General features: G+C 33.7%; 14 protein-coding genes. 13 read left to right on the forward strand and 1 reads right to left on the reverse strand.

Annotated features, from left to right (window positions below; all coding sequences use genetic code 11):
* The 6 genes from CLV33_RS08145 to CLV33_RS08170 all read left to right on the forward strand — a co-directional run bounded on the left by CLV33_RS08145 (nt 1) and on the right by CLV33_RS08170 (nt 6,638).
* Nucleotides 1-1,203, forward strand: a complete 1,203-nt coding sequence (locus tag CLV33_RS08145) for a PKD domain-containing protein (protein WP_105473489.1) — start codon at nt 1-3, stop codon at nt 1,201-1,203.
* Nucleotides 1,204-1,226: 23 nt separating this feature from the next.
* The gene (locus tag CLV33_RS17800; protein ID WP_105473490.1) at nt 1,227-2,726 is read left to right on the forward strand and encodes a PKD domain-containing protein; all 1,500 of its coding nucleotides are present in this window, start codon (nt 1,227-1,229) and stop codon (nt 2,724-2,726) included.
* Nucleotides 2,727-2,760: 34 nt separating this feature from the next.
* Nucleotides 2,761-3,675: a polysaccharide lyase family 7 protein gene (locus CLV33_RS08155; protein ID WP_105473491.1), complete on the forward strand. Its 915-nt coding sequence runs from the start codon at nt 2,761-2,763 to the stop codon at nt 3,673-3,675.
* 141 nt (nt 3,676-3,816) lie between these two features.
* On the forward strand, nt 3,817-4,554 hold the full coding sequence (locus CLV33_RS08160; protein WP_105473492.1) for a FadR/GntR family transcriptional regulator: 738 nt from the start codon (nt 3,817-3,819) through the stop codon (nt 4,552-4,554).
* Nucleotides 4,551-5,837 carry an MFS transporter gene (locus tag CLV33_RS08165; RefSeq protein WP_105473493.1) on the forward strand — a complete coding sequence of 429 codons (1,287 nt, stop codon included), beginning with the start codon at nt 4,551-4,553 and terminating at the stop codon, nt 5,835-5,837. The genes CLV33_RS08160 and CLV33_RS08165 overlap by 4 nt, the downstream gene beginning before the upstream one ends.
* A 36-nt stretch (nt 5,838-5,873) precedes the next feature.
* Nucleotides 5,874-6,638: an SDR family NAD(P)-dependent oxidoreductase gene (locus CLV33_RS08170; RefSeq protein ID WP_105473494.1), complete on the forward strand. Its 765-nt coding sequence runs from the start codon at nt 5,874-5,876 to the stop codon at nt 6,636-6,638.
* Between the two features lie 79 nt (nt 6,639-6,717).
* Here the strand turns inward: CLV33_RS08170 and CLV33_RS08175 are convergent, their stop codons facing one another.
* A complete protein-coding gene (locus CLV33_RS08175) occupies nt 6,718-7,785 on the reverse strand; it encodes a T9SS type A sorting domain-containing protein (RefSeq protein WP_105473495.1) in 1,068 nt (355 codons plus the stop codon).
* 201 nt (nt 7,786-7,986) lie between these two features.
* Between CLV33_RS08175 and CLV33_RS08180 the strand changes: the two genes are divergently transcribed.
* From CLV33_RS08180 to CLV33_RS08210, 7 genes are all read left to right on the forward strand, one after another.
* A complete protein-coding gene (locus CLV33_RS08180) occupies nt 7,987-9,654 on the forward strand; it encodes a glycoside hydrolase family protein (protein ID WP_244906407.1) in 1,668 nt (555 codons plus the stop codon).
* Nucleotides 9,655-9,718: 64 nt separating this feature from the next.
* Entirely contained in the window at nt 9,719-13,777 is a 4,059-nt protein-coding gene (locus CLV33_RS08185; protein ID WP_105473496.1) for a hybrid sensor histidine kinase/response regulator transcription factor, read from the forward strand.
* A gap of 531 nt (nt 13,778-14,308) precedes the next feature.
* A complete protein-coding gene (locus CLV33_RS08190; protein ID WP_105473497.1) occupies nt 14,309-17,332 on the forward strand; it encodes a SusC/RagA family TonB-linked outer membrane protein in 3,024 nt (1,007 codons plus the stop codon).
* A 23-nt stretch (nt 17,333-17,355) separates the two neighbouring features.
* Complete coding sequence (locus CLV33_RS08195) at nt 17,356-18,873, forward strand: RagB/SusD family nutrient uptake outer membrane protein (protein WP_105473498.1); 1,518 nt, start codon at nt 17,356-17,358, stop codon at nt 18,871-18,873.
* A gap of 401 nt (nt 18,874-19,274) precedes the next feature.
* Nucleotides 19,275-20,465: a glycoside hydrolase family 88 protein gene (locus CLV33_RS08200; RefSeq protein WP_105473499.1), complete on the forward strand. Its 1,191-nt coding sequence runs from the start codon at nt 19,275-19,277 to the stop codon at nt 20,463-20,465.
* Nucleotides 20,466-20,593: 128 nt separating this feature from the next.
* Complete coding sequence (locus CLV33_RS08205) at nt 20,594-23,008, forward strand: glycoside hydrolase family 2 protein (RefSeq protein WP_105473500.1); 2,415 nt, start codon at nt 20,594-20,596, stop codon at nt 23,006-23,008.
* Nucleotides 23,009-24,208 carry an alginate lyase family protein gene (locus CLV33_RS08210; protein WP_244906408.1) on the forward strand — a complete coding sequence of 400 codons (1,200 nt, stop codon included), beginning with the start codon at nt 23,009-23,011 and terminating at the stop codon, nt 24,206-24,208. It begins immediately after the preceding gene.
* Nucleotides 24,209-24,274: the final 66 nt, after the last annotated feature.

Raw genomic sequence — 24,274 nt, forward strand, 5'->3', positions numbered from 1 at the left:
ATGAAAAAATATTTGTTTAATATAAAATATATAGTTCTAGGTACATTTGTAGCTCTAGCATCCTGTGTTAGTGATGATTTAGCTGATGTGGGTGATTTAGAAGACTTTACCGGTCCAACACCTTTTTACAGTGTAACCGATGTTACGTCTTCAGAATTTGACTGTAATGATGTTGAATTATGGGCAAAATACGAGTTTAATTTTCAAGCGGGTTCTAACCTAGCAGTAAATGGTACGCAGTATCAATGGGCTGTTACTCCGTTTGATGGTGTTACACTAATTAACAAAGATTTGCCAATACTGCAACAATCTATTGAAGCAGAGTTAGCAACTGTTGTTGCATTGCAAGACGAAATTGATAAAATAGAATTTAAAATACCTTGTGAAACTAACCCAGCAAAAGTTGATGCACTAGAGGCTGAAGTTGCTGCTCTTCAAGGTCAGTTGGACGCTGCTGTAGCAAATCTTAGTGATGAAACCCTACAGAATGTAGCAAATTTAGAAGCTCAAATTGCAGCGTTACCACCAGCTACACTAGAAGATCAAGAATTAATTTTTTCTTTTCCAGGGCCAGGCGATTATACTGTTGCCTTAACGGTAACAGATAATTTAGGTAAGTCTGATACTACAGAAAAGATTATCACGGTAAACCAAGCTGTACCAACAATTCCGGTACCAGAAATTGCAGAAGCTAGTTTCGAAGACAATAGTTTATTTGATGGAACAGGAGATGGTAGAGACTCATGGAGAGTACCAAGTAATGACGATTGGAGCCCTAAAGGAGGCGGTACTACTGTAATTCAAATAAACACTGATACTAACCCTGTAGATGCACCAAATTTACCAGATGGTGTACAAGCTGCTAAATTTCCTTCAGACGGCGCAAGAGTTGCCTATCAAGAAATAGAGGTTACTCCAGGAGCAACTTATGTGTTAACTTATTTTAGTGCGTTTGAAGAAACTACTTTTGGTGAAATGACAGTTTCTATCTTAACACCAAATACATCAAGTTTTGCAGAAGCACAGTTAGAAGCAAACATTATTGCTTCTAGAACCGATACTAATGTTGGTAGGGTTGATAATGTTTTCAAAAAACATGCCATTACATTTGATGCGGGTGAGAATGAAAGTGTAATAATATTTGCTACAAACTCCGGTGTTGAAGCCAGATTAGATGCATTCGATATTACAGTAAAACAATAATAAAGTTCTAAAAATTTAATATTATGAATTATAAATTAAATAAAAAATTCAATAGCGGTGTTTTCGCACTATTGTTTATGCTTTTGGGCCTTATTTCTTGTTACGATAGTGGTTATGAAGAGTTCACGCCACCAACAGGAAATGTAAACAATATACAGCCAAATACACTTTTTACTACAAGTACTAGTGCTGACAATAATTTAACAATAGTATTTAGAAGTTATTCTACAGATGCTACTTCTTATTTATGGGATTTTGGAGATGGTAATACATCTACAGAGGCTAATCCAGATTATACATATGCTACTGGTGGTTTGTATTCAGTGAAACTTACTACAACCAGTTCAGACGGTTTAGTAGCTGAAGCTACATCGCAAGTGGCTCCTGTATTTGTAGATTTTACTTTTTCATCAATAGATTCTGAAGTTACATTTAACAACCTAACAACTGGTGCAAGTAAATTGGTTTGGGATTTTGGTGATGGCGAAACTGTAGAATGGAATGCTGAAGATGGTGAAGATGATGCAGATTTTAGCCCTGTTTATTCATACAAAACAGCTGAAACCTTTGTAGCTACACTTACAGCTACTAACTTTTTAGGAGACGAAGTTTCTGTGAGTAAAAATATAGAAGGCCTAGTATTATCTACAGTTCCAGATTTTACTTTTGATGTATCTTCTCTTACGGTAGACTTTACAGATGCTTCAATTTTAGCAGTATCGCATAGTTGGGATTTTGGAGATGGAAATACATCAACAGAAGTTAACCCAACACATACTTATGCTGCCGCAGGCACTTACGATGTAACATTAACAACAACTAACGATGCCGGTGTGTCTAGAAGTGTTACAAAACCAGTACCAGTTGGAGGTATAGAACCTACATTTAAAGTTATTGTTCAAAACAGTCAATGTAATGATCATACATCAAATACTGGTGATAATGCCGATGCTTGGGACATGACTCCTAACAGTACAGTAGTAGACGATAACCTAGGAACCATAGATAGCCCATACAGAGCGCTTTGGTATAATTCTGATTTGAACGCTTATATAGATGCTAATTTTTGTACTAACGAGCAACCAGGATCTACAAGCGACGGAAACAAATTTGGACCAAACGCAGGTGGCGGTAGAGGAGTAAAAATAAGCAATAGCTGCCGTCGTCTATACCAATTGGTAGCGGTTGAACCAGGTGTTGAGTATACCTTTACTATAGATTCTCGTTCTGAGGCAGAAGGTGTTAATACTGAGGTGTTTATTTTAAATAATGAAATTACCACAGAAGAAGCTATAAATACCGAAGCTGCACGAGCTATTAACACAGATGGATATGCTTTGATAGATAACGATTTTAACAGTTCTAAATCGTCAAGTACTAACGATACCTTTACTACAACTACAATTACATTTGAAGCTACAGCTAATATCGCTGTAATTTATGTAAGAGCATTAAATGCTGTTGATAGTAGTAACGAGGTGTTCTATGATAATATAGATATTATTACCCCTGGATTTGATTAAAAATTAAACATCCAGAATAATAAACAAAGCAAAAATGAAACACTTCCGAAAAGAAATATTAAGTATTATTTTAATAGTCTTTATATCTGTAAACGCTACTTGTCAAGATAAGGTAGGTAGCGTTTCAGATTCGGATGTTAAAGTTGAGAAAAGGAAGAAAAAAAGGAAAAAAAAGTATAAGCTGCCAAATATAGATTTAAGCCATTGGAAAGTTACACTGCCTATTAAAAATGATGCAGGAAAACCTTATGAAATTGAACCACCAGAAATATTCGATTTCGCAAGCAATCCTGTAGCAAAACCTTATATGTACATAGACTCAACAAAAGGAGCCATAGTGTTTCATGCAATGCCAACTACATCTACAACACGGAATACCAAATACTCAAGGTCCGAACTTAGAGAACAAATGGTGCCAGGTAATAATAATGTAAATTGGACATTTGCACAGGGTGGTAACCTAAAGGGTAAAATCCAAATGGAACAAACCACAAAAGATGCCGAGGGTAAGTACCATAGAACTATTATAATGCAAATACATGGGCGCTTAACTAACGAGCAGCGCGATTTAATTGGGCAAGATGATAATAATGCGCCACCAATTTTAAAAATATATTGGGATAAAGGTAAGGTGCGGGTAAAAACTAAAGTGCTTAAAAATTTAAATGCCTCAGATATGGAATTGCTCCATGAAGATGCTTGGGGAGATGACGAAGGATTTAGTTTTGAACAAGAAGTAGGATTTAGAAAGTTTACATTAGAAGTGCAAGTTTCAGAAGGTAAAATGGTTGTAATACTAAATGGTAACGAGTATAAAGTTTACGAGAATATCCATATGCGAAGATGGGGTATTTTCGAAAATTATTTCAAGGCTGGAAATTATTTTCAGTCTAGAGATGAAGGTTCATTTTCAAAAGTAAAATTTTATGATTTAGAAGTAAGTCACTAGGCACAATAAAAACCGGTTTTTTATTTTAGCCTAAGATTACTTTAAAATGTTTAATTGTCTTGAGAAAAAGTAACATTTTTGAAGTTAAAAAACTGTATATAACAATTATGCCTTTCTGCTAACTCTTAAAATTAGGATGACATGAAATTAGAATCATTAACAATTAACGGTAACCGTAGTGCCCAAAATTGTATTATCGATAAAATACGGGAGCTTATTAATTATAAAAATTTAGAACCAGGTGATAAACTACCTTCAGAAAGAATGTTGTCTGAAAAATTTGAAGTTTCTCGAAGTGCTGTTCGAGAAGCCATAAACAGAATGGAGTTTTATGGCCTTTTAAAATCTATTCCTCAAAGTGGAACATTTGTAGCAAACATAGGTGTTATTGCAATGAATGGAATGATTGATGATATTCTGCGATTAGATGAGCCAGATTTTAAATCGCTTGTAGAAACCAGAATATTGTTAGAGTTAAAAACTTGCAGATTAGCAGCTTTAAGACGTACCGAGGAAGACTTAATTAAAATGGAAGAAGCATTAGAGGCTTATTCTAATAAAGTAATTAACGGTGAAGACGCAGTTCAAGAAGATTTATTGTTTCACCTCTCAATAGCAAGAGCAAGTGGCAATAGTACAATAAATACTTTTATGTTGATTATTACACCAGAGATTATTACAAATTTTGAACGCCATCATGTGTGCGACAAAGGGCTGGCGCAAGAAGGTATTCAAGAACATATGGCAATATTTGAGGCGATTAAAAATCAAGATCCTCAACTAGCCAAACAAAAAATGAAGGAACATTTTAAAATACTATATCAATACTGTTATAATACACAGATAAATAATAATAACAAACTAAAACTAAACACGTGAAAATTAAAGGATTAAGATGGGCGATTATAGGATTAATATTCCTAGCCACAGTTATAAATTACATTGATAGAAGCGCATTAGGTATTATGTGGGGAGGTATAGACAAAGAAGGTACTATAGCCCATTCTCTTCAATTAACCAAAGATGATTACGCATTAATACTAAACATCTTTATGGTTTTCTATGCTTTAGGACAACTGTTTTCAGGTAAACTTTTTGATAAAGTAGGTACAAGAATAGGGTACGTTATAAGTATTGGTGTTTGGGGTATATCTTCATTTTTACACTCTACGGTAAGCGGTTTATTCTCTCTTGCTTTCTTTAGAAGTACTCTAGGTATTTCAGAGGCTGGTAACTGGCCAGGAGCTGTAAAAAGTAATGCAGAATGGTTTCCTATAAAAGAAAGAGCAATAGCACAAGGTTTATTTAACGCGGGCGCCTCTATAGGATCTGTAGTTGCTCCACCTCTTATTGCTGCTCTATTTGTAGCATTTGGTTGGAGAATTACTTTTATGGTAATTGGTTCTTTTGGTATTTTATGGGTTATTCCTTGGTTATTAATTAATAAGGCAGGACCAAAAAAGCACCCTTGGATAACTAAAGAAGAGCAAAAATTTATTCTTGAAGGACAGAGTAAGGCAGATCAAGATGCAACAGAAACAACTAAAGGTAAAAGTTTAAAGGAAATCCTTTCGTATAAAGAATCTTGGTCGGTAGTAATTGGTCGTTTCTTTTTAGAACCAATTTGGTGGCTATTTGTTGGTTGGATGCCAATATATCTTTTCGATGTGTATGGATTTAATGTAAAAGAGGTTGGTATGTTCTTATGGGTGCCTTATGTAGGAGCAGCCGTAGGTAGTATTGCGGGAGGATATGTTTCAGGTAAGATTATAGCAAAAACAAACTCTATAGATAAAGGTAGAAAAACAACCGTCTTTATAGGAGGCGTTATTATGTTGCTAGGATTAATTGCAACCGTATTAATGGGAAATACAGCAGAGAAATTCGTAGCTATAGTATTTGTAGTACTTTTTGGCTTTCAATTCGCCATTAGTAACGTGCAAACTCTTCCAAGTGATTTTTTCAGTGGAAAATCTGTAGGATCTTTAGCTGGCCTTGGAGGTATGATAGGTGTGTTCTCTGTAATTGTAATGAACTTCTTGGTACCTATAGTAGTTGCAAAATTTTCTTATACACCAATTTTTATTGCAATTGCAATTTTTGTTCCTCTAGGTGTTGGGGCAATTTATTTCTTTGCTAGAAACATAAAATCGGTAGAATAAATAATAAAAACAAGTATTAAAATTAAATAAAACAACATGAGCAATTTAAATGAAAAAGTAGCTGTTATAACAGGCGCAACTGGAGGTATTGGTTTTCAAGTAGCCAAAAGACTAGGGAAAGATGGTTTTACAGTGGTATTAAATGGTATTGAAGATGAAGCTGGAGCTAAGCGAGTAGAAGAATTAAAAGCAGAAGGTATTACTGCCGAGTATTATGGGTTTGATGTTACTGACGAAGAAGCTGTAACCTCAAACATTACAAAAATTGGAGACAAGTATGGTAAAATTGACGTTCTTGTAAACAATGCAGGTGGTTTAGGTGGTAGATCTAGATTTGAAGAAATGACTACAGAGTTTTATAGATTTGTTATGGCTCTTAACTTAGATTCAACATTTTTCGCATCTAGAGCAGCTATTCCATATTTAAAAAAGAGTGATTATCCTTCAATTATAAACTACACGTCAATTGCAGGTTGGAATGCGGGTGGCCCTGGTGCAGGAGTTTATGGTACATCTAAAGCGGCAGTTCATGCAATTACTAGAGCTTTAGCTAAAGATTTAGCTGAATATGGCATTAGAGTAAATGCTGTGTCACCTGGTACTGTTGATACTGATTTTCACAAGCAAATTAAAACTACCAAACCAGAAGTTTTTGCTTCTTGGAAAAACAACATTTTGTTAAACAGATTAGGTCAACCAGAAGAAGTGGCTTCTGTTGTTTCATTCTTAGCAGGTAAAGATTCTGCGTTCCTTACAGCTGAAACCATTCAAGTTGGTGGAGGACAAGGTCTAGGTATCTAAAACTAAAACTGTTTTTAAGTATAGATAATGTAAGTGTTAATAATGCTCGCTTAATGTTAAATTAAGCGGGCATTGTTTTTTATTGTATCATGCACTTTAAAACTTGTATTGGTTGTTTTGATTTAGTAAATACTATATAATACAATCCAGCGTTCAAATCGGAAACATCTAACTTTAATTTTTTCAAACGTTTAGTAGTAGGTATTTGTTTTCCTAAAGCATCATAAAGTAAAATAGCATCGTAGTCAATATGTTTTGTGGTTTTTAAAGTAACAAAACCACGAGTAGGGTTTGGTACTAATACTATTGTATCACGAATACTGTTAAAATTATCAACGTCTAGGTTTTCAATTTCTTCAATACTAAAATTAGCAAATAGAACTGTTTCGTCTCTTAAATCGGTAGGGTTGTTTAAACTTCTATAAATACCCCATTTTGGTCTTGCTATACTGGCGCCTAATTGCCAATTTACAATATCATTATCGCTGTAGTTAAATAGTGTAGCATTATCGCTTACTCTATTTATACTTATGTTATAACTTCCAGAACTACCATATGTAATAGTTTCAACCACTGCTACCCAGGTGCCTTTAAAAGGCGTTAAATCTGTTTCGCTAAGTGTTGTTTGGGTGTTTGTTTCTGCATATCTTAATTGTAATTTATCAGGAGATCCTTTTCTTAATGTTAATGTATACATAGGCATGCTGGCGTTGGGCCCACCAACAGATTTAATTTGATGTATATGAGTAAAGCTAGAAGAAGGCTGAAAACCGGCATCGATTTTAAACTTCCATTTATAAATAACGGTTTCTCCCTCTACGGCTAGAAGATTATCAGGCGATTTATCATATGTTTTTATTTCATTACGCTGCCTGTCGAAATTTATGCATCTATCGTTATCAGGCGTTTTATGTATAAAAAAGCGAAATACATTGGTGTTTAATTCTGCATCAAACACTTCGTTAATATGTCTTCCAAAAGCAGGATGACTACAATCGGGAGCTTCAACAACATTATAGCCTGGGGCTAGTACGGCATTTATAAGTTCGTAGGTGTTTCCTGGGCCATTAGCATCTAATGTAACTTGTCCACATGCTGAACAATAGAAGCACAAATATATTATAGTTGTAAAAATTAGTTTTTTCATAGGTAGCCAAAAAGTGTAAAAAGAATTAAAATATTATAGTTTATATAAAACAAAAACCAAAAGGGCAGTCTGTTTTCTTAAACTTTAGGTTTTCAAGCTAAATTTACAGGAATTAGAACAATTATACTACCAATTATGTACATAAAATTACCCTATTAAAATTACCTTTACACTAGTTGTAAATTGATAATTAGTTTATAAATGAAATATTTAAAACCTCTTAACCCATTCTTATTATTTTTAATGTTATGTTGTTGTTTCGCCAAAGGTTTTTCGCAAGAAATTCCTGAAATACTTCAAAACAAAACAATAAACGACAATAACTACCTGCCAGATTTTAGTTTTGCTGGTTATCATAATGGAGAGAAAGTGATTCCAGAATTAGTAGGAACCGTTGTATATGCTTCTGACTATGGGGTAATTGCCAATGATGGTTTAGATGATTCTAAAGCATTAAAAAAAGCCATACAAGAAGCATCGAAAACTAAGGGCACAGTAACGCTACAATTGCCAAAAGGACGACTTATTTTAAGCGATATTCTATACCTAGAACGAAGTAATTTTATTTTACGAGGTGCAGGAGCTGGTGCTAATGGTACTGAGATATATTGCCCTAGGCCATTAATGTACACAGAGGACCCCGAGGTTTTGCAGGAATTAAGAGAATACTTGGTGAAATTTGATAAGCGCCAACGCGAAGAGGAGAATAATATAGATTTGCCTTTTTCTCAATATGCTTGGTCTGGAGGTTTTATTTGGACAAAAGTACCAAACGTACGTGTAAAATCGTATTTGCCTAAATACGAAAAGCCTTATGATGTATTAGCCAAAGTACCCTCTGGAAAACGTGGCGAATTAAGTTTTAAGGTGTCTGATGTTACAAAACTAAATGTTGGAGATGTTGTAGAGTTACAAATGTTTAATAAAGATGGTGAAAATGCCCAAATAATTGATGATTTATATAAAAAACAGGACTTAAAGATAGGGAGTCATCATTGGAATTTTCCAGATTTACCATTAGTTAAACAACAAGTGGTTATCACTAAAATTTCTGGTAACAAGGTATTTATTAGTAGTCCTTTAATTATAGATATAGAACCAAGTTACCAAGCACAATTGGTAGTTTGGAAACATCTTGAAGAAGTAGGTATAGAGCATTTAAGCATTTCTTTTCCTAAATCGCCAAGAATTGCGCACCATGTAGAACAAGGCTATAACGCTATTTATTTAACACGAGTTTTTAATAGTTGGGTAAAAAATGTAGTGATACATAATGCCGATAGTGGTGTTTTAAGCGAGGAAATAGCTAATGTAACCATAAAGAATATTACAACTACTGGAGAAAATATAGCACATTACACTGTTGCTATGTCTGGTACTTACAATGTTTTGGGTGAGGGTATAAAAGTATACAACAAAGCTGTACATCCTTTAAGCTTTAATACTTTATCTACTAAAAGTGTGTATTTAGATTGTGAGATTTTCGTAGAGCCTATTTTAGATCAGCATTCTGGAGCCAACCATCAAAATTTATTTGATAATATTAAAGTACATTTAGCACCAAATGCCGATGGTAGTTATCCGCTATTTGCGGGTGGTGGCGCAGGGTATTGGAAACCCTCGCACGGTGCTTACAGTACATTTTGGAACATTCAGGTTAATTTATTAACTGGGTTAGAATTAAAAGATCCTGTATTGTTAAATGGTATGAAAGATGGCCCATTTGCACGAGTTGTTGGTGTTAATGGCAACCATAAATTTAAGGTTGAATACGAACCCATGGCGCATATTGAGTGTATTAATAAATCTTTACAAAACATACCATCTTTATACATGTATCAACTAAAGAAGAGAGCAAAAAATAATTGATTGTTTAGTTTTCTGTACAATCTTATTTATATTTACAAGACTGTCACAAATCACTGCACGTTCAATGTTAAAACACCTTGCCTTTCTTTTATTTTTTAGTATTAACTATGTATGCTATTGCCAAACGCAACCCTATCAGTTTTCTCATTTATCAACAGTTGATGGGCTTTCTCAAAGTGCAGTAATAGCAATTCATCAAGATAAACTGGGGCAAATTTGGATAGGTACCCGTGATGGTTTAAATAAATACGACGGTACAAAATTCACCATTTATAGAAATGAGGAAGGAAACCCTAATTCTATAAGCAATAACGATATTTTATCTATACATGAAGATCAAGATGGGTTTTTATGGATTGGTACTTATAACGGATTAAATAAATATAACCCAAGAACAGATACTTTTACAAGGTATTTCCACAACCAAGACAATACTTCTTTATCCAACAATACCATATGGATAGTAAAAACACTTTCTAACGGACAAGTTTGGGTTGGAACTTCAGAAGGACTTTCCGTTTATAACAAAACAACTAATACTTTTAGTAATTATTTAAACACCTCAAGTAGACCAATATCAAAGCGTGTTATGTCTATTTTAGAAACTAAAACAGGAGCTGTTTTTGTTGGTACAGGTAAAGGAATTTACAAAACCTCTATAGGTTTACCTGTTTTAGAATTTAATTTTATTGAAGGTAGCGAAGCCTTTTATGTACAGGATTTAATAGCGGGGATGCACAATAATATATTAATTGCTACCAGAAGTAAAAGTGTGCTTAATTATAGCATAGCAACAAACGCCTTTAGTGCATATTTAAAAGAAAATAACATAGATGAAAACAGTAAAAATGTTAGACAGCTACTTTTTGATGACAATGGCACTTTATGGGTAGGAACTTACAATGGGTTAAAAATTGTACATAAAAATAAAAAGATAGTTAACCTACAAGCCGATATAGATAACAAAAATGGGTTGAGTAAAAACTCAATAAAATCTCTTTTTAAAGATAAGAAAGGCTCTGTTTGGATTGGTACTTACTATGGTGGAATTAATATTTGGGACGAAACCAATGTTAACTTTATAAATATTACCCAAAATCAAAAAGGTAAAGGACTGAATTACTCAGTTGTAAGTTCCATTGAAAATTATAAGGACATTATATTTTTTGGAACCGAAGGTGGTGGTGTTAATGTTTGGAATAAACAAAACAATACTTACAATTACATTAACCAAAATAATTCGCAACTTACAGATAATAATATAAAATCGTTAAAAATAGTAGACGGCAGTTTGCTGTGGATAGGAACTTTTGGTAATGGTTTAGCTGTATACAACGCAGAAACAAATAAGTTTGAAACTCAAAAAATACTATCAAAAACACTTATAGATACCTTAAGTAATACAGGAGTATATGCTATTAAAAACGATAATTTCCATAATGTATGGATAGGTACTTTTGGTCAAGGATTATTTAAATTCAACATAAATTCTAAAAAGTACCAAAGGATTCATAGTGCGCATGGAAGCGGAAATAATTTGTCTAGTAATTTAGTGCGTGCAATTTGTATTGATTCAAATAATAATGTTTGGGTAGGTACAGAGAAAGGATTGAATAAAATTGAAGAAAACGGAGCAATATCAAGTTTTTTTTATGACGAAAAAGTGCAATATGGTGATGATATTCTCTGCATATACGAAGATGTTTTTAAAAATTTGTGGATAGGTACAAAATCTAAAGGATTGTACAAATACAATAACTCAGGTTTTGAAGCTGTTAACTTGTCGGTTGGCGGTATTCGTATACCGTCGGTACATAGTATTTTAGAAGATAACAAAGGGCAATTATGGATAAGTACTAATCAAGGCATCATAAAATATAATTCAGAAGCAAAAGAAATACAACTTTACAATCAAACAGACGGATTAATTAGTAACGAATTCAACGTTAATGCAAGTTTAAGGTTAAAAGACTCACAATTCTTTTTCGGTAGTCCCGAAGGTGTAACCTACATTAACGCAAGCAGTTTAAAGACCAATACCTACACGCCTCAGGTTATATTAACCGAGCTGAATATTAAAGAAAACAACGACAAAAACAATAACAAAAAAAAGGTTTTAGAGCAAACCTTACCATTTACAGAGTCTATAAAACTATCGCACAACCAAGGTAACTTTAGTATTTCGTTTTCAATACCCAATTTTATAAATTCTAGTAATAATAAGTACAAGTACAGGCTTAAAGGTTTAGAAAACGATTGGAATTTAACTACTACTAATACGGCTTCATATACCATCCAAAATCCTGGAGACTATACTTTTCAAGTAAAGGGAGCCAACAACGATAATGTTTGGAACAGCGAAATAACTCAATTAAATATTTACGTTGCTCCGGCACCTTGGCGTACTTGGTGGGCATTTACAATTTATGCACTGCTTATACTAGGGGCATTGTATTTTTTGCTAAATATTTTAAAATCTAAAACAAAACTAAAGCACGAATTAGAATTAGAGCATCTTGAAATAGAAAGAACCAAAGAAATTAATAAAACAAAGCTAGAATTCTTCACAAATATTTCCCATGAATTTAGAACGCCTTTAGCTCTTATTTTAGGACCACTACAACAAATAATAGAAGACTACCGCGGCAGCAGTAAAATCTATAAAAAGCTACTGATTATAGAAAATAGTGCAAACCATTTATTAAAATTGATAAATAGGTTGATGGACTTTAGAAAATTTGAAAATAACCTATACAAACTCGAAGCGGCAGAAGGTAATATTGTAAAGTTTTTAAAAGAAATTTATTTATCGTTTACAGAATATGCCGAAAATGGTGGCTATGATTTTAACTTTATTTGCGACGAAGACCAAATTTTAGTGTATTACGACAGGTATAAACTAGAGCGAGTGTTTTACAACTTAATTTCAAATGCCTTTAGGTATACCCCAAAAGGAGGAAAAATTAGTATGCGTGTAAAACAACATAAAAACAATATTACAATTAGTGTTGAAGATACTGGGGTTGGAATAGCCGAAGAATATCAAGACAAAATTTTCGAACGTTTTTTTGAGGTGGCTGTAAATAATAAGCCAGATAACAATTATAATAAAGGTACAGGAATAGGACTATCTATAGCCAAAAATATTATTGAGTTACATAAAGGTGATATTAAGGTAACAAACAATACAAATAATCAAGGATCTGTTTTTACAGTTTCACTACCCTTGGGAAAAGCGCATTTAAACGATACAGAAATTTTAGACGATTTTAAGTTTAGCGACGACATAACTCAATATGTTGAGCAACTTGAAAACACAGAAATGAATATTGAAGATGATATTGATGATGTTGCCGAAGACCATAAATCCAAGATTCTTTTAGTAGAAGACAATAAGCAATTAAGAAAGTTTATAAAGGGTTTACTAGAAAAAAACTATAATATTATTGAAGCTGAAAACGGAAAGGTAGCTTTTAAAAAGGCAATAACAGAAACTCCAGATCTTGTTATTAGCGATGTAATAATGCCTGAGATGACTGGTACAGAACTCTGTTCGGCTTTAAAAGAAGAACTAAAAACAAGCCATATTCCCGTAATACTGCTTACCTCACGTTCTTCCTTAATTTATAAATTAGATGGGTTAGAAAAAGGAGCCGATGATTACATAAGCAAACCATTTGATATTAAGGAGTTTGTGCTTCGCGTAAATAATGTACTGCAAACTAGAGAAACATTTAGAAAACGCTTCGCCGATAACGATGCGCTTAAACCCGAAGATGTATTAGTATCATCCTTTGATGAAAAACTGTATAAAAAAGCGATAAAAATTGTTAAGGATAATATTGGTAACGAGCAATTCGATATTCCGTTTTTCTGCTCAGAACTAGGTGTAAGTAGAACCATGCTGTTCACTAAAATAAAGGCTTGGTCTACATTTACTCCAAACGAGTTTATTATGCACTTTAGAATGAAACGTGCTGCCCAATTATTAGAGCAAGGAAAAATGAATATCTCACAAATTAGTTATAAGGTAGGGTTTAAAAACCCTAAATACTTCAGTAAATGTTTTCAAAAGCAATTTGGAAAAACCCCATCGCAGTACGCAGATAAGTTTTCAACTTAAAAGTATTAAATACAGATATACGTTTATAGGTTTCCCTCTTAAAGCAGATATTCCCTTAATACAGTAGATTAAAAATAGAATTTATGTTTTCACCAAAAAAACATAAATAAGGCTAGTTGAATTTTACTTTGGTTACTGTTTTAGTGATTGATTAAATAAATAGTTCAATGTAGTTTGTGTGCTGTAAATCAGTTGTTTGTACTATTTTGTACCCTATTTGTATTTCCACTACAACTAATACACGTACATTTATTCAATGAAAAATACCAAACCGAAAATAAACTACCTTGAAATTGCTCTCATTGTAATTATTGTAGCTTTCAGTTTGATTATTATTTATTTAAAATAATTACTAAGTATACTCAATTTATAAATTGTATGATTTTGTTAAATTTTAATTTTTTTTTAAGAATATTAAAAAATATAATTTTATTATGTATATTTGGTAAACCAATTTGGTAAACCAATTTGGTTTACCAAAAATTATTTAACCATTAAAACTCAAACTAAGTATTAACTAAAATTAAACTAATGAAAAAAACAAAACAGTTAAAAAAGGTACTATTCCTATTATTGGGTTTTTGTTTTGTGCTAAATGTTAGCGCTCAAGAAAGAACAATTTCAGGAACAGTAACATCCCAATCGGATGGATTAACATTACCAGGAGTAAATGTTATTGTGAAAGGCACAAGCATCGGTGCATCAACCGATTTTGATGGTAATTACACCATTGATGTAAGTGGCAGTGGCGTGGTTCTAGTATTCAGTTACGTGGGTTACGCAACGCAAGAAGTTGTAGTTGGAGATTCCAACACAGTAAACGTAGCACTTACCGAAGACTTAGCAGCTTTAGATGAGGTTGTTGTAGTTGGATATGGTGCCAGAAAAAAGAGCGACATCACAGGAGCGGTATCTTCGGTTAAGTCTGAAGAATTAAACGCATTTCCACTGTTGAATGCAGAACAAGCATTGCAAGGTCGTGCAGCAGGTGTGGTTGTACAATCTAATAATGGTGGTGAACCAGGAGCTCCAATCAACATCAAAATTAGAGGTAATACCTCCATTAATGCAAGTAGTGCACCTCTTATTGTTGTAGATGGTTTTGTGGGCGCAACGATGCCACAACCTAACGATATTGAGTCTATGGAAGTTTTAAAAGACGCATCAGCAACCGCTATTTATGGTTCTAGAGGTTCTAATGGTGTGGTTTTAGTTACTACAAAAAAGGGTAGAAGTGGTAAAATGATTATAGAAATAAATTCTAATTATTCTATACAAAATACAGCCAGCGAATTAGATCTGTTAAACGCAGACGAGTTTGCAGCATACCAACAAACAATAAATTCGGGTTATACCCAAGGACCTGCTAATACAGATTGGCAAGACTTACTGTATAGATCAGGTAGTACTCAAAACCATCAATTTTCTTTCTCTGGAGGAAGCGACAATATTAACTTCTATGCTTCTGCTACATATTTTAAACAAGAAGGTGTTATAATAAATTCTGAGTTTGAAAGAATTTCTTTTTTATCTAACATAGATGCACAAGTAACCGACAAATTGAAGTTGGGTATGAATGTTTTTGGAAGTAGGGGTAATAAAGATGGTGTACCTACTCAGTCAACAGGTGAAACTGCAAATGGTGGTGGCGATGATGTTATTTCATTAATGTTTAGATTTGCTCCAGATCAACCAATACAAAATGCAAATGGTGTAAACACCATTAACTCTGTAGGTGATAACGTAGATAATCCTTATGCTATTGCTACAGAAGGTATTAACGAAACAAGAACAGACAGATATAGAGCTAATTTATATGCTAATTATGACATTATAGAAGGACTCGCTTTTAAAACTACATTTGGTTACAGTACAGCAAATGGTAATGAGGGGGTTTTTAGACCATCAACATTAATCGTAACAGCTGGAGACGGTGTAGGCGGAAGAGCTACTATTGAAAATTTCAAGAGAACAAATATATTAAGTGAGAACTACTTAACGTATAACACGGAAATAGGTAAAGGAAGTTTAACGGCTCTAGCAGGATACTCATACCAAAAAACGTCTACAGATAGATTTTCTGCAGGTGCTCAAGGATTTACTTCAGATTCCTTTTCTTACCGTAATTTAGGGTCTGGTGCAGTGCAATTGATACCAACATCTTCTTTTTCAGAGGTAGAAATTCAATCTCAATTTGGTAGATTAAATTATGATTACGACGATAAGTACCTATTAACAGCTACTGTAAGACGCGATGGTTCTTCTAATTTTGCTGAAAATGAAAAATATGCTATTTTCCCTTCTGGTGCTATAGGTTGGAAAATATCAAACGAAAACTTTTTAAAAGACAACGATAAAATTTCTAACTTAAAGTTAAGAGCTAGTTATGGTGTAACTGGTAACCAAGCTATTCCAGCTTACGGTTCTCTAGCAAGTTTTGGTTCAGTGTTTACTCCTATAAATGGTGCACAAGTAATTAATGTAACGCCTAACCAAGTTGCTAACCCAGATTTAAAATGGGAATCGTCTTACCAAACAAACATTGGTCTAGATTTAGGGTTGTATAATAATAGAGTATCACTTTCATTAGATTATTATAATATTGATACTAAAGACCTTATTATAGAGGATTCTAGTCAACCACAATATTTAGGTTTTCTTACTTCTGCTAGTTTAAGAAACGTAGGTGAGGTAAATAATAGAGGTTTTGAGATTAACTTAAATACAAGAAATATTACAAACGAAAACTTCACTTGGACTACAGATTTTAACTGGTCTAGAAACAGAAATGAATTTGTTACCTTACTAAATGGTCAAGATATTTTCCAAGATGCGTCTCCAGGATATTTTAATATTCCTCGTACACACGTATTACGTGAAGGTGAAGCTGTAGGTGTATTCTGGGGATTTGATTATCAAGGCGTGTATCAAGGTGGTACATTGCCAGAGGGTACAGCGCTTTTACCAGGTGCTGGAGCAGGAGATCAATTATTCGCTGACTTAAATGATGATGGTGAGATTACAACGTCCGACCAACAAATAATTGGAGATCCTAACCCAGACTTTACTTTTGGTTTTACAAATAACTTTACTTATAAGAACTTCGATTTAAATATTTTCTTCCAAGGTTCTCAAGGTGGAGACATTATGAACCTTACTAGTTTACAGTTGTTCAGTGGAGATTCTAATGCTACTAGAGATATATTAAACTCTTGGACACCAACAAATACAGATACTAATATTCCACGTGCCGCAGTTAGACAAAAGACTATTTCTTCTAGATTCGTTGAAGATGGAAGTTATATTAGATTGAGAAACATAGCTTTAGGTTATAACTTACCAGCGGATATCACAGAAAAACTTGGAATGGATAACGTTAGAATTTCTATTAGTGGGCAAAACTTGTTAACTTTTACAAATTATTCTGGTCTAGATCCAGAAGTTAATTTCTTAGGAAGTGGTGGTTCAGGAAACCAGAACACATTTAATGGATTTGATTTTGGAAACTATCCAAATATAGAATCTTTTAACTTTAGTGTTAATCTTAAATTTTAATCATTAATAAAAAGACATATATAATGAAAACATACAAATATTTATTCTTATTGGTAGGCTTATCAATACTGGGATGTTCAGATTTGGAAGAAGAGCCTATAGGTTTGTTAGCTCCAGATGGTTTTTTTAAGACTACTGCAGATATACAAACAGCAGCAAATGGTGCTTACGGGCACATGACACATGAGGATTTCTGGGGTAGAAAGTTATCACTAACCCTTATGCTTAGAGGAGACATGGTAGCTATTGGAGATCCATCAACATCAGCAAGAAGAATTGATCATGATGTATTTACCGTACAAGCCGATAATGGTATGATTGATGGCTACTGGCTTAGAACATACCAAATCATAGCTGCTGCTAATCAAGCTATTGCTGGTGCTGAAGATGTAGACGTTGCTGATGAAATAAAGAACCCTGTAACAGCTCAGGCATATTTTACAAGAGCATTTACTTACTTTCATTTGGTAAGACAATTTGGAGATATTCCTTACATCACTGAACCAGTTAGAGATTTAGCTGCTGCAAGTTCTATAAGTAAAACCCCAGCATCAGAAGTTTATGCAAATATTATTGCAGATTTAGAGTTTGCTAAAACTTGGCTGCCAAATACACAGCCAGCAAGGTCTATTCCTGCTAAATCAGCAGCACACTCTTATCTAGCTTTGGTATACTTAACAATGGGAGAGTACCAAAAAGCTTATGATGAAGCAAAAGGTGTTATTGATAATGAAAGCGTTTACAAATTAGGATTAGAGCCAGATTTTCAAGATTTATTTAACGCCGCTACAATTGATGCGTCCTTAGAACCAATATTTACCCTAGATTTTATTGGAATTAGTGATGGCGACGATGGTAGAGATTACCAAGCAGCCTTAACAGGTTTGAGAGATGACGAGCAATATGGTTTAGGAGGCGGTTGGTCTGTTGCAGTACCTTCATTAGAAGTTTACAATAGATGGGACGGTCGCGATTACAGAAAAGCCGTTAGCTTAGATACAACCGGAGTTTTTGATGGCGTTGTTCAGCCTTACACTGTTTTTAAAGAAAGCGGTGCTGGTAGAGGAGTAAACCGACCACACATAGCAAAATATACACGTGGCACTGGTAATACAGCAACAGGTAATGGTAGAGGCTCAGAACAGAATTATTGCATGATGCGTTATGCCGAGGTATTGTTGATAGCAGCAGAAGCATTAAATGAAGTTAGTCCAGGTACAGCTGAAGCAGATGGATATGTAAATAGAGTTAGAGCTAGAGCTAGAAGTGGTAACGGTTCTGCTTTTCCCGCCGATGTTTCTGGATTATCTCAAGACGATTTTAGAGATATGGTTCTAGAAGAGCGTAAATGGGAACTTGCCTTTGAATTTAAAAGATGGTACGACATAGCTAGAAGAAGAATGGGTGCAGAAGTGTTTAGTGCTTCGGGCTTAGAAGGATTTAAAGAAAATTTTGATCCAAATAGAGATTATCTATTCCCAATACTAGCGGATGAGTTGGCAAGAAACCCCAATTTATTGCCACAAAATCCTGGTTACTAAAATATATTATGTTTAGATTTAGTTGTTTACTTTTTATCCTTGGGTTTATATTGGTTATATAAACCCAAGAAAAAAGTGATTGTAAGTTTAACAGGTTCAAATAAGTATTCATAGTTTAGGATATTTATTTTGAACCTGTTTTTTTTGTTTAAGCAGTAAACAATCGCGGTACCGCCTAATAACCTAAATTTATAACAGCAACATCTATTATTCTTATTGTAACTGCTTTAAAATAAGGCTTTAGTACTTTTTTATACCCTAATTGGTACTTATGCATTCTCGATATTACTTACTTTTATAGAGTAAACTAAATAGTCATCTCCATATATAAAACTAAGTATCTTATATATTTAATTTAAATAATCATCGTCATTAAAACGATTAGAATTTTTAATGTAATTATGAAAAAACTAAAAATACTCATTATAGCTACGCTTTCAATAGTTTTAAGTTGTAAAAATGATACCACTACATCGAAAGAACAATTTAAATCATTTACCGAGCTACTATCGGTTCGTTACCAAAAATTAAAAGAATATCCTTTAGATTCGTTAGCATTTCCGCGTAGTGTTACGTTAAGTAGTAATACTATAAAAAAAGTACCATCTAAAGATTGGACGAGCGGTTTTTTTGCAGGTAATCTATGGCAAATTTATGAGTTAACCGGAGACGAAGCCTATAAAAACAAAGCCAAAGAATGGACTAAATTTATAGAAAAAGAAAAATTTAATGACAGAACCCATGATATGGGTTTTAAAGTGTTCTGTAGCTTTGGGAATGGTTTAAAACATGAAAATAACGAAGATTATAAAAACATTATAGTAGAAAGTGCAAAAACACTAAGCACGCGCTTTAATGAAAAAATAGGAAGTATTCGTTCTTGGGATTTTAATAGAGACATTTGGCAATTTCCTGTTATTATAGATAATATGATGAATTTGGAATTGTTGTTTGAAGCAACCAAAATTTCGGGTGATAGTACATTTCATAAATTAGCAGTAACCCATGCAAATACCACATTAAAAAATCATTTCAGAGCAGATAATAGTTGTTACCACGTTGTAGATTACGATACAATAACCGGCCAACCAAGACTTAAAGTAACGCACCAAGGTTTTAATGACGAATCTTCTTGGGCTAGAGGGCAAGCCTGGGCCATTTATGGTTATACCATGGCTTACCGCTATACAAATAGCCTACAATATTTAGAGCGTGCTAAATTAACAGCTCAATTTTACCTAAATCACGAAAACTTACCAGAAGATAATATTCCTTACTGGGATTTTGAAGATCCTGCCATACCAAATGCACCGCGCGATGTTTCTGCTGGAACCATTGTCGCATCCGCATTGGTAGAACTTTATAAATACACTGAAAATGATATGTATCTTAATTATAGCAGAAGTGTAGTTGAGAATTTAAAATCAGAAAAGTATATTTTAGATGAAACTGTAAGCGCACCATTCATATTAGATCATAGTACAGGTAATTGGCCCAAAAAAGATGAAATCGATGAGCCTATAGTTTATGGCGATTACTATTTTTTAGAAACAATGTTACGCTTAAAAGCGTTGAAAGATAAAACACCTTAAAGCACTAAGCTATAAGCTGTTTTAAGAGAAAAATTTTTAGAACATAAAGCAGTTCTACAAAATCCCCATTGCTTTAGTATTAAGTAAAATTAGTAATAGAATATTTAACAACAAACCAAAAATTGAAGATGAAATTTAGCATTTCAGTACTTAAAAAAAGTCTTTTCCTTATTTGTGTGATCATGGTTTCATGTAATGCTACCACTGAAAAAAAACAGGGACGTTCAAAAACAAATATTAATAAAGAGTGGCAGTATTTAGAAAACAATACAAATTCAACCGCCCAAGCTTTGGCTTTAGCTTCATGGCAAGATATTAATTTACCACATACATGGAATGCTCTAGATGCAACCGATGTTACACCTGGTTATAGAAGAAGTGCGGGTTGGTACAAAAAAGAATTAAATATTCCTACGGTAGCTTCCAATCAAATATACCAGTTGTATTTTGAAGGTGTAAATATTACAAGCGAAGTATATGTAAATGGTAAAAAAGTAGGAGGGCATATAGGTGGTTACATAGGTTTTAATATTGATATTACTGATGCGATTTCACAAGGCAACAATACAATTTTAGTAAGGGTTGATAATGGCTGTAATCCAGAAGTTATTCCATCACAAAAAAGCGATTTTTTTATTTTTGGAGGTATTACCAGAGATGTATGGCTAGAAACCTTTCCTAAAGAACACTTATCTAATTTAAAAGTTTCAACACCCAACGTTACAAACGATAATGCAAATTTATTAGCAACTTTAACCGTTAATAATTTAAGTGATAATTCAACAATTAAAGCTATTTTAATTGATAAAAATGGTACTGAAATACAGTCTCAAAAGCTTGAGAATATTAACTCTAACCTCGAAATAAGTTTTAATGATTTAAAAGATATTAAATTATGGGATACAGATAATCCATATTTATACACTCTAAAAGTACAGCTATTACAAAATGATACAACAATAGATGAAATTTCAGAATCTATCGGGTTTAGATGGTTCGAGTTTAAAGATTACGGTGCTTTTTACCTTAACGGAAAACGTTTACTTTTAAGAGGAACGCATAGGCACGAGGAGCATGCTGGTGTTGGGGCAGCTATGAGTAATGCGCAACATAGAGCAGATATGGAGCTTATAAAAGATATGGGCGCTAACTTTGTACGTTTGGCACATTATCCACAAGATCCTGAAGTTTACAAAGCTTGTAATGAGTTGGGTTTATTAGTATGGGACGAGCTGCCATGGTGCCGTGGAGGTTTAGGAAACGAGACTTGGAAAAAGAACACTAAAACCATGTTAAAGGAAATCATTCATCAAAATTACAACCACCCAAGTATTATTTTGTGGTCTCTTGGTAACGAAATTTACTGGTTGCCAGACTTTGAGAATGGAGACGATAGAGCAGCTATTAACACCTATTTAAAAGAGTTGAACGATTATGCTCATGAACTAGATCCATCAAGAAAAACTGCCATTAGAAAATATTACGAAGGTGCAGATATTGTAGATGTGTTTTCTCCTTCAATTTGGTCTGGTTGGTATTCTGGTAGTTATAAAAGTTACCAAAAAGCGATTGATACATACAAGAAAGAATATCCACATTTCTTACATACAGAATACGGTGGTTCCAGTCATTTGGGAAGACATACCGAAAACCCAATAACAGGAGAAGGCAAAATACAAGCTGATGGTTGGGAAGAAGCTATTGTGCAAACCGATGTTGCTAATATTGCTCAAATAGGCGACTGGAGCGAGAACTACATTGTAGATTTATTCGATTGGCATTTAAGAATTTCAGAAAATGATTCTACTTTTGTGGGTAATGCCCAATGGGCTTTTAAAGATTTTGGTACGCCTTTAAGACCAGAAAATGCAATTCCTTACATGAATCAAAAAGGTTTAGTAGATAGGGCAGGAAACCCTAAAGATGCATTTTATGTGTTTAAGAGTTATTGGGGTAAGGCACCTTTTACTTATATTGAATCTCATACATGGACGGAGCGCCAAGGACCAAAAGGACTTTCTAGATCTGTAAGCGTTTATAGCAATTGTCCAGAGGTAGAGTTGTTTTTAAATGGTAAAAGCTTAGGTGTTAAAAAACGAGATATTAAAGCATTTCCAGCAGCAGGATTAAACTGGGAACTTAATTTTAAAGAGGGTGAAAATAAACTACTTGCTATTGGAAAAACCAAAGAGGGTAAAACGGTAGAAGATGCCTTGACATTAAATTATAGATTCACTAAAAATGGTAAGGCCAAAGGATTAAAATTAGAGTATACTAAACTCGAAAATGGAAACTATTTAATTACTGCTATAGCGCATGATAGTGAAGGTTTACGTTGTCTGGATTACGAGAGTAGAGTATATTTTCAGTGTTTATCTGGCGGAGAAGCATATAAAAGTTTAGGCACCCCTACTGGTAGCGAATCTATAGAAATGGCAAATGGAAAAGCATCTATTGAAGTAAAAAGACACAATTCTGAAGCACCTTTAGAGGTTATGGTGCTAAATCAAAATTTTAAAGGAACTTATTTAACCATAGAGTAAGTGTTAAATCCACAAGAGAAAATAATTCTTATAAAAAAGCACAAATATGTAGTATTATGTTGCCTATTACTCAGTTTAGGTTGTACAAAGCCTAAAACGCATTTAAGCACAGTATTACAACTTGAAAAAGAACGCGTTTTGCAGGAAGTTGATAACTATATTAACCTTGCACCTATAACTGTAACATCTAGTTTTAGCAAACGTAGTGCTGGCACAAAACACGATTTTTATTCTGAAGGTGATTACTGGTGGCCAAATCCAGATGATGTAGAAGGGCCTTATATTAGAAAAGACGGATTAAGTAATCCAGATAACTTTGTAGCCCACAGACAAGCTATGATTAGGTTGAGTAGGTTAAGCGGAGCTTTGGTATCAGCATATTTGGTAACCCGTGATGATGTTTATTTAGAGCAACTAAAACCACATCTAAATGCATGGTTTATAGATAGTGCTACTAAAATGAATCCTAATTTATTATATGCCCAAGCCATTAAAGGACGTGTTACCGGTAGAGGTATTGGTATTATAGACACCATACATTTAGTAGAAGTAGCCTTGGCCATTAAGGTGTCTCAAACATCAACGGTTTTTTCAAAAACTGAAATTGCAGAACTAAAAAACTGGTTTTCGGAGTATTTACAATGGATGACGACTCACGAATATGGTATAAAAGAGCGCGATAATGGGAATAATCACAGCACATGTTGGGCTATGCAAGTTGCAGCATTTGCCAGTTTAGTTGGCAATACACAGCAATTAGAATTCTGTAAAATTTTTTTTAAAGAAACATTATTACCCAACCAAATGGGAGATAATGGCGGTTTTCCCAAAGAATTGGCCAGAACAAAACCTTATGGTTACTCCATATTTAATCTAGATGCTTTTTTTGGATTGGCGCAAATTTTATCAGATAAAGAAGATAATTTATTTGACTTTACAACAAAATACGGAAAAAGCTTAAAGTTAGGCTTAGAATTTCTATATCCATATTTGGAAGATAAAACCAAATGGCCTTATAAGAAAGATGTTATGTATTGGGATGATTGGCCAACCAAACAACCTTCCTTATTGTTTGGAGGACTTAATTATAGCAACAATAAATATCTAAATACATGGGAAGCTTTACCGCCACTTCCAGAAAAAGAGGAAATATTAAGAAATATGCCTGTTAGGTATCCATTATTATGGGTTGAACGTTAATATTTGATTTTTATTACAAAGCGCTAACAAACAAATATTTATATTTTATATGAAATTTAAATTCAT

This window comes from Jejuia pallidilutea, from assembly GCF_002973595.1.
GTDB lineage: Bacteria > Bacteroidota > Bacteroidia > Flavobacteriales > Flavobacteriaceae > Jejuia > Jejuia pallidilutea.

Excerpts from the sequence above, each read along its gene's own strand:
- CLV33_RS08145 (WP_105473489.1), top strand. The coding sequence starts at position 1 with ATGAAAAAATATTTGTTTAATATAAAATATATAGTTCTAGGTACATTT.
- CLV33_RS17800 (WP_105473490.1), top strand. The coding sequence starts at position 1,227 with ATGAATTATAAATTAAATAAAAAATTCAATAGCGGTGTTTTCGCACTA.
- CLV33_RS08155 (WP_105473491.1), top strand. The coding sequence starts at position 2,761 with ATGAAACACTTCCGAAAAGAAATATTAAGTATTATTTTAATAGTCTTT.
- CLV33_RS08160 (WP_105473492.1), top strand. The coding sequence starts at position 3,817 with ATGAAATTAGAATCATTAACAATTAACGGTAACCGTAGTGCCCAAAAT.
- CLV33_RS08170 (WP_105473494.1), top strand. The coding sequence starts at position 5,874 with ATGAGCAATTTAAATGAAAAAGTAGCTGTTATAACAGGCGCAACTGGA.
- CLV33_RS08175 (WP_105473495.1), bottom strand. The coding sequence starts at position 7,785 with ATGAAAAAACTAATTTTTACAACTATAATATATTTGTGCTTCTATTGT.
- CLV33_RS08180 (WP_244906407.1), top strand. The coding sequence starts at position 7,987 with ATGAAATATTTAAAACCTCTTAACCCATTCTTATTATTTTTAATGTTA.
- CLV33_RS08185 (WP_105473496.1), top strand. The coding sequence starts at position 9,719 with ATGTTAAAACACCTTGCCTTTCTTTTATTTTTTAGTATTAACTATGTA.
- CLV33_RS08190 (WP_105473497.1), top strand. The coding sequence starts at position 14,309 with ATGAAAAAAACAAAACAGTTAAAAAAGGTACTATTCCTATTATTGGGT.
- CLV33_RS08195 (WP_105473498.1), top strand. The coding sequence starts at position 17,356 with ATGAAAACATACAAATATTTATTCTTATTGGTAGGCTTATCAATACTG.
- CLV33_RS08200 (WP_105473499.1), top strand. The coding sequence starts at position 19,275 with ATGAAAAAACTAAAAATACTCATTATAGCTACGCTTTCAATAGTTTTA.
- CLV33_RS08205 (WP_105473500.1), top strand. The coding sequence starts at position 20,594 with ATGAAATTTAGCATTTCAGTACTTAAAAAAAGTCTTTTCCTTATTTGT.